We start from the raw sequence: 15356 nt of genomic DNA, 5'->3' as shown, positions 1-15356 counted from the left end.
CTTGATGAACATATTTCACTTATAAATAGAGTTAAAGGAAAGCTTATGAAAGTGATCGAGGGTGGCTTCCCAGCGCCAAATGCAAAAATTGCTATCGTTATTTCTCGTTTCAACAGTTTTATTAACGAAAGCCTACTTTCTGGTGCGATCGATACACTAAAGCGTCACGGACAAGTAAGCGAAGACAACATCACGGTTGTGCGTTGTCCAGGTGCCGTAGAACTACCTCTAGTAGCTCAGCGTGTTGCTAAAACTGGCAAATTCGACGCTATTGTTTCTCTAGGGTCTGTTATTCGCGGTGGAACGCCTCACTTTGACTATGTTTGTAGTGAAATGAACAAAGGTCTAGCACAAGTGTCTATGGAATTCAGCATTCCAGTAGCATTTGGTGTTTTGACTGTTGATACGATCGATCAAGCGATTGAACGCGCAGGAACCAAGGCTGGTAATAAAGGTGCAGAGGCTGCACTAAGCGCACTTGAAATGATTAATGTACTATCTGAAATTGATTCCTAATGGGGGCCAGTGTGAAACCAGCCGCACGTCGTAACGCACGTCAATTCGCTCTACAGGCGATCTACTCATGGCAAATTACTAAAGAGAATGTTGCCAAGATTGAAGAACAGTTTTTGTCTGGCGACAAATACGATGAAGAAGAACTTCATGCATCTGAGCCAGCGCTTGCTGCTCCAGAGACAGACGTAGCTTACTTCCGTGAACTATTAAGCGGTGTTGTACTTAGCCACGCTGAGCTAGATAGCAAAATTCGTCCATACATCTCTCGTCCTATGCAGGATTTAGATATGATGGAACTTGCTCTTCTTCGCCTTGCTATGTACGAGATGACTCGTCGCGAAGATGTTCCTTACAAAGTTGTTATCAATGAAGCGATTGAACTTGCAAAAGTTTTCGCAGCAGAAGATAGCCACAAGTTTGTGAATGGTGTACTTGATAAAGCAGCACCTCACATTCGTAAGAAATAACGATTTCTTCAATGAAAAGGTCAGCACATGCTGACCTTTTTTGTATCAAAAGCTTTTACATCAAAAAGTAAGTGAATTATGTCTGGTGAATTTAATCTGATAGACAAGTACTTCGTCGGTCGTCAGAGCCAACGTAAAGATGTCCATCTAGCCGCTGGTGATGATTGTGCTTTGGTCAAAGCGCCAGCTAATGTTCAGATTGCGATTAGCACGGATACATTGGTAGCTGGAACGCATTTCTTAGCCGACGCGAACCCAGCATGGGTCGCACACAAAGCATTGGCTTCTAACATCAGTGATTTGGCGGCGATGGGCGCAACGCCTGCGTGGGTGAGCTTTGCATTAACGATGCCTGAGCCAGATGAAGAATGGCTTGCTCCTTTCTGTGATGCATTTTTCGAACTGGCTGATTACTATGGTATTCAGTTAATAGGCGGTGATACCACCAAAGGGCCATTGTGTCTGACACTCACGGTGCAAGGTTTTGTACCTGAAGACAAAGCGCTCACGCGATCCGGAGCCAAGCCTGGGGATTGGGTATATGTAACGGGAAACCTTGGCGATGCAAAAGCTGGCTTGGATGTGATTCTAGATGACTCTCTGCGCAGCAGAGCCGGCGCGGAAGCACTAGAGCGAGCTCATTACCTTAGTTCTCCGCGTGTGCTTGCTGGACAAGCTCTTGTTGGCTTAGCCTCGTCGGCGATAGATATTTCAGATGGTTTAATCTCTGATATTAAGCACATTTTACAGCGATCTCAGGTTGGGGTGAGTATTGATGTCTCTCAGCTACCGATCTCTTCAGAATTAGTCCAGTTTTTAGATGATAAGATCAGCGCGCAGCAGTATGCTTTAGCAAGTGGCGAAGAATACGAGTTGTGTTTTACCGTGCCGGAGCAAAATCGAGGCTCGTTACAAAGCGCTTTATCTCATACTGGCTGTAAGGTCACATGTATTGGTCAAATCCGACCAAATGGAACCTTCGAGCTGCATGATAACAATCAACCACTTGATTGGGACTTAAGTGGCTTCGACCACTTTAAATGATCTGAGCTAAGCTCTAGCTAAGAGCCTGTTACTATTGAGCAACTCACAGGCATGACGATTGAAACCAAACTAGCAGTATAGGTTTAAGGATATGACCAACCCTCTTTCTCTGATTTCATTAAAGAACCCGTGGCATCTATTGGCGACGGGTTTTGGCAGTGGATTATCCCCGTTTATCCCTGGAACAATGGGCACACTGGCGGCCGTGCCTTTCTTTTTGTTGTTGGCACAATTACCATTTACGGCGTATGTCATTGTTGTTCTGATTTCGTGTGTGATCGGCATTCAAATATGCCAAGTGACGTCTGCAGACATGAAGGTGCATGATCATGGTTCAATCGTATGGGATGAGTTTGCAGGCTTTTGGATTACGATGAGCATTGTACCTGCACTGAATATTCCACTCACTGAATGGAAGTGGTTGATCACTGGCTTCATCTTATTTCGTTTTTTCGATATGGTAAAACCTTGGCCAATTGGGTGGCTAGATAAGCGAGTTCACGGTGGGCTGGGTATTATGGTTGATGATATCGTGGCGGGAGCTATGGCCGGTGTTGCCCTGTTTCTAGTCGCAAAATATGCGGGCTGGATGAACTAAACACTGAACGTAAAAAAGGGATGCTATGAACATCCCTTTTTACATTCTATTTTGCTAAATAATCCAAGATGGATTTTTCAATTCCTTTTGCATCGAGACCAAGCTCTTCATGCAGTTCATCTTGTGTTCCCTGATGAATAAACTCATCTGGTAAACCTAGGTTCAACACAGGTTTAATGATTTTATCTTTCATCATGAACTCAACGACACCAGCGCCAGCACCACCCGCGATAACATTTTCTTCTAACGTCACGAGCACGTCATGATCTGCGGCTAGTTGACGAATCAATGCCTCATCGAGCGGCTTCACAAAGCGCATATCAGCAACAGTGGCGTTAAGGTATTCTGCCGCTTCTAGCGCGTTGCCCAAGAAAGTACCAAAGTTCAGAATAGCAACTTTTTCACCTTGGCGAACCATGCGCCCTTTACCGATTTCTAACGCCGTAAACTCAGTTTCGATTTCTACGCCCATGCCGCTACCACGAGGGTATCGAACCGCACTCGGGCCAGAATGCTTATGGCCAGTGTAAAGCATTTGTCGGCACTCGTTTTCGTCGCTTGGCGCCATGATCACCATGTTCGGAATACAGCGCATAAAGCTCAAATCGAACGCACCTTGGTGAGTTTGACCATCTGCGCCAACGAGACCTGCGCGGTCGATCGCAAACATCACTGGTAAATCCATGATCGCGATGTCGTGGATCAGTTGGTCATAACCACGTTGCAAGAAAGTCGAATAGATAGCTACGATTGGATGATCGCCCGCAATTGCCATACCTGTTGCAAGTGTCACTGCGTGCTGCTCAGCAATCGCCACATCAAAGTATTGGTCTGGGTACTCTTTTGAGAAACGCACCATACCTGATCCTTCGCGCATTGCTGGCGTAATTGCCATTAGCTTAGGATCTTGGGCCGCCATGTCACATAAAAAGTCACCGAAGATCTTTGAGTAAGTTGGCTTACCGCCACTGCTCTTCGGCAGACAATTATGCGTTGGATCGAATTTAGGAACACCATGGTAGCCGATAGGATCTTTCTCGGCAGGCTCATAACCTTTGCCTTTCTTGGTCATGATGTGTAGGAACTGAGGACCTTTGAGCTCACGCATATTTTTCAGCGTTTTGACGAGTTCATTGACGTCGTGCCCATCAATCGGGCCAATGTAATTAAAGCCGAACTCTTCGAACAGAGTACCAGGCACTACCATGCCTTTTAGGTGCTCTTCCGTACGGCGAACCAACTCTTTAATAGGTGGAACACCAGACAGCACTTTTTTACCGCCTTCACGGATAGAAGTGTACAAGCTACCAGAAAGTACCTTCGCAAGGTGGTTATTCAGGGCGCCGACGTTTTCTGAAATCGACATTTCGTTGTCGTTCAAAATCACCAACATATCAGGATGAACGTCGCCAGCGTGGTTCATGGCTTCGAATGCCATGCCTGCTGTAATTGCGCCATCGCCAATCACACTGACAATTTTACGGCCTTTACCTTCTTTTTGTGCGCTGATGGCCATGCCAAGACCTGCACTAATCGATGTTGAAGAGTGGCCGACAGATAAGGTGTCATATTCACTTTCTTCACGCCAAGGGAAAGGGTGTAGACCATCCTTTTGGCGAATTGTTGGCATTTTATCGCGACGTCCGGTGAGGATTTTATGCGGGTAAGCCTGATGACCAACATCCCAGATCAATTTGTCGATAGGGGTGTTGTAAACATAATGCAGAGCGACAGTTAGCTCTACGGTGCCTAAGCCAGACGCTAAGTGTCCGCTAGATTGGCTCACTGAATTTAGCAGATACGTTCGCAGTTCATCACACAGATTTGGTAATGTTTCTTTCGGAAGAAGACGTAATTCTTCCGGTGTATTTGCTAACGCCAGTGTTGGGTACTTTGAAATATCAAGAGTCATATAAATGCGCGCTTATAGTGTTAATTTTTGCGCTCGATGACATATCGGGCGAACTCTTCGAGTAACTGAGTATTGTATGGGATAGCTTCCAATGCTTGAAGTGCTTCCTGTAACAGAGTGTGAGCTTTCTCTATGGCTCCCTCTAAACCCAGCAGGGAAGGATAAGTGCTCTTATTCAGACCTTGGTCGGAACCTTGAGGCTTACCCAGTGTTTCTGTGTCACTGATGATATCAAGAATATCGTCTTGAACCTGAAACGCCAAACCAATTGCTTTTGAGTAGCGCTCCAAGTGAGGTAGAACCTCGATACCTTTCTCACCAGCAGCTAATGCACCTAATTTTACCGCACAATCAATCAGAGCTCCGGTTTTTTTACGGTGTATCTCTTCCAGTTCTTCAAGAGAAACTTGGCGATTTTCCGCGCCTAAATCTAAGGCTTGCCCTACACACATGCCGCTGGCACCAGAAGAATGCGCTAATGCTTTGATCATGTTGATGCGTTGAGCTTCTGCCGCCGGGCTTAATTGACCATCAGCAATAATAGTGAAGGCAAGGGTTTGTAGTGCATCACCTGTCAGTATTGCGGTTGCTTCATCAAACTTAATATGACAAGTTGGTTGACCTCGACGCAGTTCATCATCGTCCATGGCTGGCAGATCATCATGAATGAGTGAGTAGGCATGTATACATTCGATAGCAGCGGCGGGGGTGTCTAAGTCTTCAGGTTTACAGCCGAGCATTTGACCTGTGATGTAAACAAGAAAAGGGCGAACGCGTTTTCCACCTAGCAAAAGGCCGTATTTCATTGCTTGAATCAATGGCTGCTCTTGATATGGAAGCTGATCGAGCCACAAATTCAATTGCTGATTGTTTCTTTGTTGAAAAGACGTCAATGTCTGTTGCATCACATTGCTCACTACTGATTGTTATTCTGAATCTGGTTTGAAGTCACTCAGTGGTGCTTCATCATCTTCACTAAGAAGAATGCTCACGCGCTGTTCGGCGTCGCTTAATTTAGTTTGGCCTGCACGAGCTAAGGCAATGCCTCGTTCAAACTTACGCAGGGCATCATCTAGAGCAAGATCGCCATTTTCTAATTGATCAACCAAGCTATCAAGCTCTTCAATGGTTGCTTCAAAGGTCATGTTTTCTGGTTTCTTGACCGCCATCTTTTTTCTGCCTTAATCAAGCCTCGGGTAAGATGCACGAAAGTTACCTTAGCCTAGTAACTTGGTCAAATTTAACCTTATATAATTGTCACAAAATTAGCGTTCAACGAGTCTAAGCGATGAAACCCCATATTTTGGTTGAGGTTGTTAAGTGTAATTTGTGATCCATTAACTAAGATTTTTCTAAAAATTCTGCGCGAGTTGTCGATACAGGTAATAATCCGCCCAATGGCAGTATTTGAGTATAGCGTGAGGAGTGCTTTGTGGATTTAGCAACCCTATTAGGTTTGATTGGTGGTTTTGCATTCGTCATTATGGCGATGGTGCTTGGTGGCAGCATCGGCATGTTTGTCGATGTCACGTCGATCCTTATTGTCGTTGGTGGCTCAATATTCGTCGTGTTGATGAAGTTCACAATGGGACAGTTTTTTGGTGCGACAAAGATTGCTGGCAAAGCCTTCATGTTTAAAGCGGATGAACCCGAAGACCTGATCGCAAAAATTGTGGAAATGGCCGATGCGGCGCGTAAAGGTGGTTTTCTTGCTCTTGAAGAGATGGAAATAAACAACACATTCATGCAGAAAGGCATTGATCTACTGGTTGATGGCCATGATGCCGACGTTGTGAGAGCGGCACTCAAAAAAGACATCGCGCTTACGGATGAACGACATACGCAAGGTACTGGCGTATTTCGCGCCTTTGGCGACGTTGCTCCTGCGATGGGAATGATTGGCACCTTGGTTGGTCTTGTTGCGATGCTTTCAAACATGGATGACCCTAAAGCGATTGGACCAGCAATGGCCGTTGCACTCTTGACCACATTGTATGGCGCGATCCTGTCTAATATGGTGTTTTTCCCTATTGCGGATAAGCTTTCTCTTCGTCGTGACCAAGAAACGCTAAATCGCCGTTTGATCATGGATGGCGTATTAGCGATTCAAGATGGCCAAAACCCGCGAGTGATCGATAGTTACTTGAAGAACTACCTCAATGAAGGTAAACGTGCCCTTGAGATTGACGAGTAACTTGGAGAGTCGTGATGGATGATGAAGATAACAAATGCGATTGTCCGCCACCTGGCCTCCCGTTATGGATGGGGACATTTGCAGATTTGATGTCGCTACTGATGTGTTTCTTTGTTCTTCTGCTCTCGTTTTCTGAGATGGATGTACTGAAGTTCAAACAAATTGCAGGATCAATGAAATTTGCCTTCGGTGTGCAAAATCAGCTTGAAGTGAAAGACATTCCCAAAGGTACTAGCATTATTGCCCAAGAGTTTCGACCGGGTCGGCCGGAACCAACTCCGATTGATGTCATCATGCAGCAAACCATGGACATCACTCAGCAGACGCTCGAATTTCATGAAGGGGAGTCTGATCGAGCTGGTGGCACAAAACGTGATGAAGGCAAGTTAACGGGTGGGCAATCGCCAGAAACGTCAACTCAAAACAATGAATCTGCCGAAGCGGACATGCAGCAACAGCAATCTAAAGAGATGTCGCAAGAGATGGAAACCTTGATGGAAAGCATCAAGAAAGCCTTAGAGCGAGAGATTGAACAAGGCGCCATTGAAGTTGAAAACCTCGGTCAGCAGATTGTTATACGTGTGCGTGAAAAAGGTGCATTCCCAGAAGGTTCGGCCTTCTTGCAGCCTAAGTTTCGTCCTTTAGTTCGTCAGATTGCAGAGCTAGTAAAAGACGTGCCAGGCATTGTGCGAGTATCTGGCCATACAGACAATCGACCGCTAGACTCGGAACTTTATCGTTCTAACTGGGATCTCTCTTCTCAGCGTGCAGTATCAGTCGCGCAAGAGATGGAGAAAGTGAGAGGCTTCTCTCATCAACGTTTAAGAGTACGAGGCATGGCGGATACGGAACCCTTGTTACCGAATGATTCTGATGAAAATCGCGCGCTTAACCGACGGGTTGAAATCAGCATTATGCAAGGCGAGCCTCTCTACAGTGAAGAAGTGCCGGTAATTCAATAACTAGGCTTTAGTTTTAAGTCAGTAAAGAGATAAGAAAGCGAGCAGATTGCTCGCTTTTTTTGTTTTTCCAATCCGCTTGGGTGTATAATCTTGCGCCTTAAAAGTGAGCTCAGACTACTTTTTGTGACTGAAACGCGGTTTTACTGCGTATGAAGTATTGAAGTTGAGTGTCACTCTTTGTTGATTGCGAAACTAACCTGCGAATTAGACTATGAAATTTATTGTAAAGCCCCATCCAGAAATTTTTGTAAAAAGTGAATCTGTGCGTAAGCGCTTCACAAAGATTTTAGAGTGCAACATTCGTAACATCATTAAGAGCCGCACGGAGTCTGTCGCGGTATTTAACCGTCGTGATCACATTGAAGTGACCTCTGAGAGTAACGAATTCCACGCTGAAGTTCTTGAGGTTTTGACTCATACACCAGGCATTCACCACGTACTGGAAGTGAAGCAAACTGAATTTAAAGACTTGCACGATATCTTCGAGCAAGTGCTAGAACTCAACCGTGCTGCACTCGAAAATAAAACCTTTGTTGTACGTGCGAAGCGTCGTGGCAAGCATGACTTTACCTCCATTGAACTAGAGCGTTATGTAGGCGGTGGTTTAAATCAAGCGATTGAAAGCGCTAGTGTTAAGCTACGAAACCCAGACGTGACGATCAAGGTAGAAGTCTCGAACGACAAGCTAAACCAAGTATTGTCTCGTCATAAAGGCCTAGGTGGTTTCCCTCTGGGTACGCAAGAAGACGTGTTAAGCCTGATCTCGGGTGGTTTCGATTCTGGTGTTTCAAGCTATCTTCATATCAAGCGTGGTTCAAAAGTACATTACTGCTTCTTTAACTTAGGTGGTCCAGCACACGAAATCGGCGTTAAGCAGGTTTCTCACTACCTATGGAACAAATACGGTTCTTCAGCAAAAGTACGTTTTATCTCAGTTGATTTCGAGCCTGTGGTTGCGGAAATCCTAGAGAAAGTCGATGACGGCCAAATGGGCGTGATCTTGAAGCGTATGTTTATGCGTGCAGCAGGCATGATCGCTCAGAAGATGAAGATCGAAGCATTGGTAACAGGTGAAGCACTAGGTCAAGTATCGAGCCAAACGCTAACCAATCTACGCCACATCGATAACGTAACTGACACGCTGATTCTGCGTCCACTTATCAACTGGGATAAAGAAGACATCATCAATCTAGCACGTGAAATCGGCACAGAAGATTTCGCAAAGACAATGCCAGAATACTGTGGTGTTATCTCTAAGAAGCCAACCGTGAAAGCGGTGAAAGGCAAGCTAGAAGCTGAAGAAGAGAAATTCGACTTCAGTATCCTTGAGCAAGTGGTTCAAGAAGCTCGCATGATGGACATTCGTGATATCGCGAAAGAGTCTGAGCAAGCCGCACCAGAAGTAGAGCAAGTTCAAGCGGTAGAAGAGCACGCGGTTGTGCTAGATATTCGTAGTCCTGAAGAGGAAGACGATAACCCACTTGAAATCGAAGGTGTGGATGTGAAACATATCCCTTTCTACAAGCTGGGTACACAGTTTGGTGACTTAGACCAGTCTAAGACATACCTACTTTACTGTGACCGCGGTGTGATGAGCCGTCTGCAAGCGCTTTACTTGCAAGAGCAAGGCTTCAGCAACGTAAAAGTTTACCGTCCATAGCTGACTGATAAAATACGTTAAAAGGCGCAAATTGAGACATCAATTTGCGCCTTTTTTGTTTTTGATCGCGTTACAGACAACCATTACTTAGCATAATGTTGAGGCTCATCGCAAAGCCATACACTTTGTGTTGATATAACGATAATTAATCCGAAAGAAGAGTAATAAAGTGATATTGCTGCCAGATATGCGGATGAGATTTTTGATAGATAAAAAAACACCGCCTAACTTAGGCGGTGTAACAAATTTGACAGACAGGTCAAAAATAAATACAGGAAGTATATGTTTTGTCACAGGGAGTGTGGACAAAACATTATGGTAGAAATCTACCTAACTCGAAATACGAGTTTGCAAACACAACATCGCAACAACGAAGCCAATTGATTTCCAAAGAAATCAAGCCGTTCAGGCCCGTGTTGCGGGGTGAAATATAGAATTTATCTGGCTGTTCGACAACGGACATTTTATAATGTTTCAGATTAAAAAAACTAATCCTATTAGAGGTCCCATATGTCTCGCAGATTGCCTCCATTAAATTCGCTTCGAGTCTTCGAAGCGGCTGCTCGTCATCTCAGTTTTACACGAGCAGCAGAAGAGTTATTTGTTACTCAAGCCGCGGTCAGTCACCAGATTAAAGCGCTTGAAGAGTTCTTATCATTGAAGCTCTTCCGTCGACGTAATCGTTCTTTGTTGTTAACAGAAGAAGGCCAAAGTTACTTTCTCGATATCAAAGATATTTTCACCTCGATTGCGGAAGCGACAGATAAGGTGTTGGAACGTAGCGAAAAAGGGGCATTGACGATTAGCCTACCGCCGAGTTTTGCTATCCAATGGCTTGTACCTCGTTTGGCCGATTTTAATGCTCAAGAGCCCGATATCGATGTACGTATTAAAGCCGTAGATATGGATGAAGGCTCACTGACTGATGATGTTGATGTGGCGATCTACTATGGCCGTGGGAACTGGCCAGGTTTGCGAGCAGATAAATTGTACCAAGAGTTTTTGATCCCACTTTGTTCACCTTCATTACTTTTGGGTAACAAACCATTAGAATCTTTAAGTGACCTCAAATTACATACTTTGTTACACGATACTTCGCGTAAAGACTGGAAGCAGTTTGCTCGTCATTACAACATTGAAGGCATCAACGTAAACCACGGTCCTATTTTTAGTCACTCAACGATGGTGCTACAGGCTGCTGCGCACGGTCAGGGGGTCGCGCTCGGTAACAACGTACTCGCCAAACCTGAAATGGAAGCCGGACGACTCATTGCACCATTCGACGAGGTGTTGATATCTAAGAATGCATTCTATGTGGTGTGTCATGAACAGCAGGCAGATATGGGCCGAATCGCAACGTTTAGAGACTGGATGTTAGCAACCGCGAGAAAAGAACAAGAGGAAGTATTGGATGAATCACTGGATAGCTGAGGGACCTGAAAACGGACCGCTGTTTATTTTTGCTCACGGCGCAGGTGCGGGGATGGAGCATGATTTCATGACAGCGGTCGCCAAAGGATTAGTGGAGCAAGGTATTCGTGTAGTGCGTTTTAATTTCCCTTACATGGTGAAACGTTCGGAAGATGGCAAAAAGCGTCCGCCCGATCGCGCGCCAAAGTTGCTCGAAGCATACAGCGAAGTGATCGCTCACTTTACTTCTTCTCCCGTGGTTATTGGTGGTAAGTCAATGGGCGGTCGTATGTCGAGCTTGTTGGCTGAAAATGAGCTGGTGTCGGGCATTGCCTGTTTAGGGTTTCCATTTCACCCGCCAGGAAAGCCAGAGAAATACAAAGGCGAGCACTTAGCAACCATTGAGAAACCTACGCTGATTCTGCAAGGGGAACGAGACACCTTTGGTAAGCGTGAGGAATTCGATGATTTCGTCCTTTCGTCACAAGTAACGGTGAGCTTTTTACCTGATGGTGACCACAGCTTCAAACCGCGCAAGAGCTCAGGTCATACTGAAGTGGGTAACATTGCACTCGCGATAGAGCAGTTAGCGGCGTTTATAAAAGAGGTGTACAGTGAAAAGTAAGTGGTTACTCTCATTCTCTGGTCTGTCTGGGCTGCTTTCGGTCGCTCTTGGAGCATTTGCTGCTCATGGGCTAAAAGCGACACTGGCCCCTTATTTGCTCGGTGTATTTGAGACCGGAGTTCTGTATCAATTTATTCACACGTTGGCGATTGTGTTTTGTGCCATTCTGCTTCTGCTCAATTTGGGACAAAAAGCACAAAAATATTTTTTCATTGCGGCGATTTGCTTTATTATCGGCATCTTTTGTTTTAGCGGCAGTCTTTACGCGCTGGCGCTGACGGGCATTAAGTGGTTTGGGCCAATTACTCCTGTGGGAGGATTACTGTTCATGATTGGTTGGTGTCTGTTCTTTTTTGCTGCGTTCAATATCAAAGAGGTCTCCAAGTGAAACAACTAATGCTCTATTGCCGTTCTGGCTTTGAGAAAGAGTGTGCTGGTGAAATTCAGGACAAAGCGACACAGTTGGAAGTGTATGGCTTCCCTCGTGTGAAGAGAAACTCAGGTTATGTTGTCTTCGAGTGTTACCAAGATGGAGATGCCGACAAACTTGCGAGAGGTTTAGACTTTAAGTCTTTAATTTTTGCTCGACAAATGTTTGCGGTAGCAGCTGAGTTTCAATCGTTGCCAAGTGATGACCGAATTAGTCCAATTTTGAATGAACTAGCAGACATCGAAGCATTCCCTCGTTGTGGTGATTTGAGAATTGAAACGCCAGATACAAATGAAGCGAAAGAGCTACTGAAATTCTGCCGTAAGTTTACCGTCCCAATGCGTCAAGCGTTGCGCGGCAAAGGCTTAATGCTGAACAAAGATAACGCGAAAAAACCAGTACTGCACATTTGCTTTGTTGAGCCTGGCCACTGTTACGTTGGTTACTCTTACACTGACAACAACTCACAGTTCTTCATGGGTATCCCTCGCCTTAAATTCCCAGCAGACGCCCCAAGTCGTTCAACACTTAAACTGGAAGAAGCATTTCATGTCTTTATTCCACGTGAAGAGTGGGATGAGCGTTTGGCACCAGGTATGTGGGGTGTGGATTTAGGTGCATGTCCAGGCGGTTGGACGTACCAATTAGTGAAGCGCTCAATGTTCGTTCACTGCGTTGATAACGGCATGATGGCAGACAGTTTGATGGAAACTGGCCAGATCAAACACCATATGGTGGATGGTTTTAAGTTCGAACCAGACCGCAAGAACGTAACATGGATTGTTTGTGACATGGTGGAAAAGCCAGCTCGTGTTGCTCACCTGATGGGACAGTGGCTGTTAAAAGGTTGGGCAAAAGAGGCTATCTTTAACCTTAAGCTGCCAATGAAAGGGCGTTATGACGAAGTGCTGCAAGACCTTGAAAATCTGAAGCAGTTCCTCATTGATAATAAGGTAAAGTTCAAGCTACAAGCTAAACATTTGTATCATGATCGTGAAGAGATCACGATTCATATCCAATGTCTGTCGAATATTTCACCTTACTAACTTTATTCCCCGAGTCTTTTGGGAATAGTGATTAGAATAGAAAAAGCGCCTTCAAATGGCGCTTTTTTAATATCTGCCGGATTTCATGGTGTGAAACTACCATCGGACACTACTCCGCTTTGTTTGGCCCTAAAAAGCGAATATCTTGCAAGTTAAAGCCTAGTTCTATATCGCACTTTAAAGCGGCGACGCGTTTACATAAACGAGCAGACTCAATGTGCTCATCCAATTTTTTACGGTATTTCGGTACGAGATCTTCACTAGCGTAGGCAGCTTCAATACTCTCAAACTGAGTGAGAATCTCTTTCGCTGCTTTCGGGCCAATTCCAGGTACGCCCGGAACCTGGCTAGAGCTTATCCCTGTCAATCCCCAGTAATCCGCTAGTTGACTTGGTTTTACGCCGAACTCTTTTTCGATAAATGGTTCATCTAACCAACGATGTTGGAAATAATCACGGATTTGTAGGGTAGGGGAAAGTAGCTGGCAGTAACCTTTGTCAGTCGAAACGATGGTGACTTTTTCACCATGGCTGGCCACTTTCGTTGCGAGTGTAGCAACCAAATCATCTGCTTCATCGCCTTCAGACAGCAATGAATCAATACCTTGCTCCCACCACGCTTGTTGAATCGCATCTAACCCTTGCAGTAGTGGCAGAGGCATTGGTTTTCGGTTTTGCTTATAGTCAGGGAGAATTTCAGCGCGCCAACCTCTGTCTTGTTCGTGGTGATCAAAAACTGCGATGATGTGTGTCGGGTTGGCCTCTGACAGAATGCGAGTGAGGGTTCTTTGCGTTGTGGTTATGGTTCTTGCTATGTCGGTTGGATCTGGTTGTGCTGAGTGCACTCGGCGGATCAGGTTTAGGGCATCAATGATAACAAGATGAATAGACATAATGACTTAGCAATAAAAAAGGGGCGTAATGCCCCTAGTGTAACGAATGCTAGCCTGACTATCGACCACCAATTTCCGGGTGAGCGATTCGATAACACGGTTCGTAGTCTGAACCGCCAGGTAATTTCATTCGGTGCTGTTCGACAAAGTCTTTTAGCAACTTATCGAGTTTTTTCATGAGGACTGCGTCGCCATGAATGGTGAAAGGCCCTCTACGTTCTATTTCTCGAATGCCTTCAGCCTTTACGTTACCTGCCACTATGCCAGAGAAGGCTTGACGCAAGTTGGCCGCTAAAACTTGCGGTTCTTGATCTAGGCTTAAATCCAATTGTTCCATCGACTCATGAGTAGGCTCGAATGGCAGTTGGAAGTTTGGCTCAATTTTCAATGACCAGTTAAAGCTGTACGCATCGCCTTTCTCTTTTCGGTGAAGGCGTACCGAGTCCATGGAGCGTTTCATAATACGAGCGACTTCTGCCGGGTCGTCAATGATGATCTCGTAGTGCTTTTGCCCTTCCTCACCAAGTGTGTCGCGAATGAACTCATCAATAGAGCGGAAGTACTCTTCACTCTCTTTTGGTCCTGTTAATACGATAGGCATTGGCTGATCGGCGTTATCCGGGTGCATCATGATGCCAAGAATGTACAGTAGCTCTTCCGCTGTGCCCGGGCCACCTGGGAAAATAACGATACCATGAGCCATACGGACGAAAGCTTCCAAGCGCTTTTCGATGTCGGGCATGATGACCAGCTCATTTACTATTGGGTTTGGTGGCTCGGCCGCAATAATCGAGGGTTCGGTTAAACCAAGATAACGTTGCTGAGTATAACGTTGCTTTGCGTGCCCAATTGCTGCACCTTTCATCGGCCCTTCCATTGCACCAGGGCCGCAACCTGTGCAGATGTTAAGTTCACGCAGGCCCAGTTCGTTACCCACTTCACGTGTGTACTGATACTCCACTCCATTGATAGAGTGACCACCCCAACATACGACAAGATTCGGTGCGATACCTGGAGTTAATGCTCTGGCATTACGAAGAATGCCGAACACGAGGTTCGTAATGTGAATTGGGTTAGTAAGGTTGAGCCGCTGGGCGTCTGCCAAATGCATGTTTACGTAAACGATATCACGCAATACGGAGAACAGATGCTCTTGGATACCTTTAATTATTTCGCCGTCAACAAAAGCGTGCTCTGGCGGATTAGTCAGCTCAAGCTTAATACCACGCTCACGACGCACGACGTTGACATCAAACGATTGGTATTTATCGAGCAGTTCTTTCGAGTTATCGGTATGGCTACCGGAGTTCAACACCGCTAATGTGCAATTACGGTACAGCTGATAAAGTTCACTCGAGGCTGTGTTCTTTAAGCGCTCTACTTCTAGTTGAGATAGCAAGTCCATGCTACCAGCGGGGCTTATATGGGTAATCATAACGCCTCCTTGTGTTGCATTAATTTGAGGGAAAGTACCAACTTACCTTTTTGGTGTTATACGTATGGTTTGATGAAAGGTAGTTGGCCGATTTGGTTTTATGGTTATCAACTCCCAAGCAACCTCAAGATGATACATTTGCCTTTTATAAATACATCATCTTGA

16 protein-coding genes are annotated in these 15356 nt (G+C 45.4%); 11 read left to right on the top strand and 5 right to left on the bottom strand.

What is annotated here, in order from left to right; all coding sequences use genetic code 11:
- The first annotated feature begins 45 nt into the window (after positions 1–45).
- From ribE to pgpA, 4 genes are all read left to right on the top strand, one after another.
- Positions 46–516, top strand: coding sequence for a 6,7-dimethyl-8-ribityllumazine synthase (ribE, locus tag R7Z50_RS20345; protein WP_005381572.1), 471 nt, complete (start codon positions 46–48; stop codon positions 514–516).
- On the top strand, positions 516–983 hold the full coding sequence (gene nusB / locus R7Z50_RS20340; RefSeq protein ID WP_005381571.1) for a transcription antitermination factor NusB: 468 nt from the start codon (positions 516–518) through the stop codon (positions 981–983). The genes ribE and nusB overlap by 1 nt, the downstream gene beginning before the upstream one ends.
- A gap of 78 nt (positions 984–1061) precedes the next feature.
- Positions 1062–2027, top strand: coding sequence for a thiamine-phosphate kinase (gene thiL, locus R7Z50_RS20335; RefSeq protein ID WP_005381570.1), 966 nt, complete (start codon positions 1062–1064; stop codon positions 2025–2027).
- Positions 2028–2118: 91 nt separating this feature from the next.
- Positions 2119–2625 (top strand): phosphatidylglycerophosphatase A, encoded by a 507-nt coding sequence (pgpA, locus tag R7Z50_RS20330; protein ID WP_206970853.1) that lies wholly within the window; start codon positions 2119–2121, stop codon positions 2623–2625.
- A 46-nt stretch (positions 2626–2671) separates the two neighbouring features.
- On the opposite strand, the gene dxs is transcribed toward pgpA, so the two are convergent.
- Genes dxs through xseB form a run of 3 tightly spaced genes read right to left on the bottom strand, consistent with a single transcriptional unit; the run spans position 2672 to position 5706 of the window.
- Entirely contained in the window at positions 2672–4537 is a 1866-nt protein-coding gene (gene dxs / locus R7Z50_RS20325) for a 1-deoxy-D-xylulose-5-phosphate synthase (protein ID WP_005383623.1), read from the bottom strand.
- 20 nt (positions 4538–4557) lie between these two features.
- Positions 4558–5442 carry a (2E,6E)-farnesyl diphosphate synthase gene (ispA, locus tag R7Z50_RS20320; protein WP_206970852.1) on the bottom strand — a complete coding sequence of 295 codons (885 nt, stop codon included), beginning with the start codon at positions 5440–5442 and terminating at the stop codon, positions 4558–4560.
- 21 nt (positions 5443–5463) lie between these two features.
- On the bottom strand, positions 5464–5706 hold the full coding sequence (gene xseB / locus R7Z50_RS20315; RefSeq protein WP_005381566.1) for an exodeoxyribonuclease VII small subunit: 243 nt from the start codon (positions 5704–5706) through the stop codon (positions 5464–5466).
- Between the two features lie 263 nt (positions 5707–5969).
- Here xseB and pomA point away from each other — a divergent pair, with 263 nt between their 5' ends.
- The 7 genes from pomA to rlmM all read left to right on the top strand — a co-directional run bounded on the left by pomA (position 5970) and on the right by rlmM (position 12864).
- A complete protein-coding gene (gene pomA / locus R7Z50_RS20310; protein ID WP_005381564.1) occupies positions 5970–6731 on the top strand; it encodes a flagellar motor protein PomA in 762 nt (253 codons plus the stop codon).
- A 14-nt stretch (positions 6732–6745) separates the two neighbouring features.
- Positions 6746–7693 (top strand): flagellar motor protein MotB, encoded by a 948-nt coding sequence (locus R7Z50_RS20305; protein ID WP_047102078.1) that lies wholly within the window; start codon positions 6746–6748, stop codon positions 7691–7693.
- Between the two features lie 211 nt (positions 7694–7904).
- Entirely contained in the window at positions 7905–9353 is a 1449-nt protein-coding gene (gene thiI, locus R7Z50_RS20300) for a tRNA uracil 4-sulfurtransferase ThiI (protein WP_005383617.1), read from the top strand.
- Positions 9354–9863: 510 nt separating this feature from the next.
- On the top strand, positions 9864–10784 hold the full coding sequence (locus R7Z50_RS20295) for a transcriptional regulator GcvA (RefSeq protein WP_005383616.1): 921 nt from the start codon (positions 9864–9866) through the stop codon (positions 10782–10784).
- Complete coding sequence (locus R7Z50_RS20290) at positions 10765–11388, top strand: alpha/beta fold hydrolase (RefSeq protein ID WP_053302995.1); 624 nt, start codon at positions 10765–10767, stop codon at positions 11386–11388. The genes R7Z50_RS20295 and R7Z50_RS20290 overlap by 20 nt, the downstream gene beginning before the upstream one ends.
- Positions 11378–11776, top strand: a complete 399-nt coding sequence (locus tag R7Z50_RS20285; RefSeq protein WP_047010151.1) for a DUF423 domain-containing protein — start codon at positions 11378–11380, stop codon at positions 11774–11776. Before R7Z50_RS20290 ends, R7Z50_RS20285 begins: the two co-directional genes overlap by 11 nt.
- On the top strand, positions 11773–12864 hold the full coding sequence (rlmM, locus tag R7Z50_RS20280; RefSeq protein WP_017820611.1) for a 23S rRNA (cytidine(2498)-2'-O)-methyltransferase RlmM: 1092 nt from the start codon (positions 11773–11775) through the stop codon (positions 12862–12864). The genes R7Z50_RS20285 and rlmM overlap by 4 nt, the downstream gene beginning before the upstream one ends.
- A 109-nt stretch (positions 12865–12973) precedes the next feature.
- Here the strand turns inward: rlmM and xni are convergent, their stop codons facing one another.
- Entirely contained in the window at positions 12974–13756 is a 783-nt protein-coding gene (xni, locus tag R7Z50_RS20275; protein ID WP_005381982.1) for a flap endonuclease Xni, read from the bottom strand.
- A gap of 58 nt (positions 13757–13814) precedes the next feature.
- Entirely contained in the window at positions 13815–15191 is a 1377-nt protein-coding gene (ppnN, locus tag R7Z50_RS20270) for a nucleotide 5'-monophosphate nucleosidase PpnN (RefSeq protein ID WP_005383611.1), read from the bottom strand.
- Positions 15192–15356: the final 165 nt, after the last annotated feature.

It is taken from the genome of Vibrio sp. 1249-1 (genome assembly GCF_033340495.1).
This window is presented reverse-complemented; position numbering and strand designations above follow the sequence as displayed.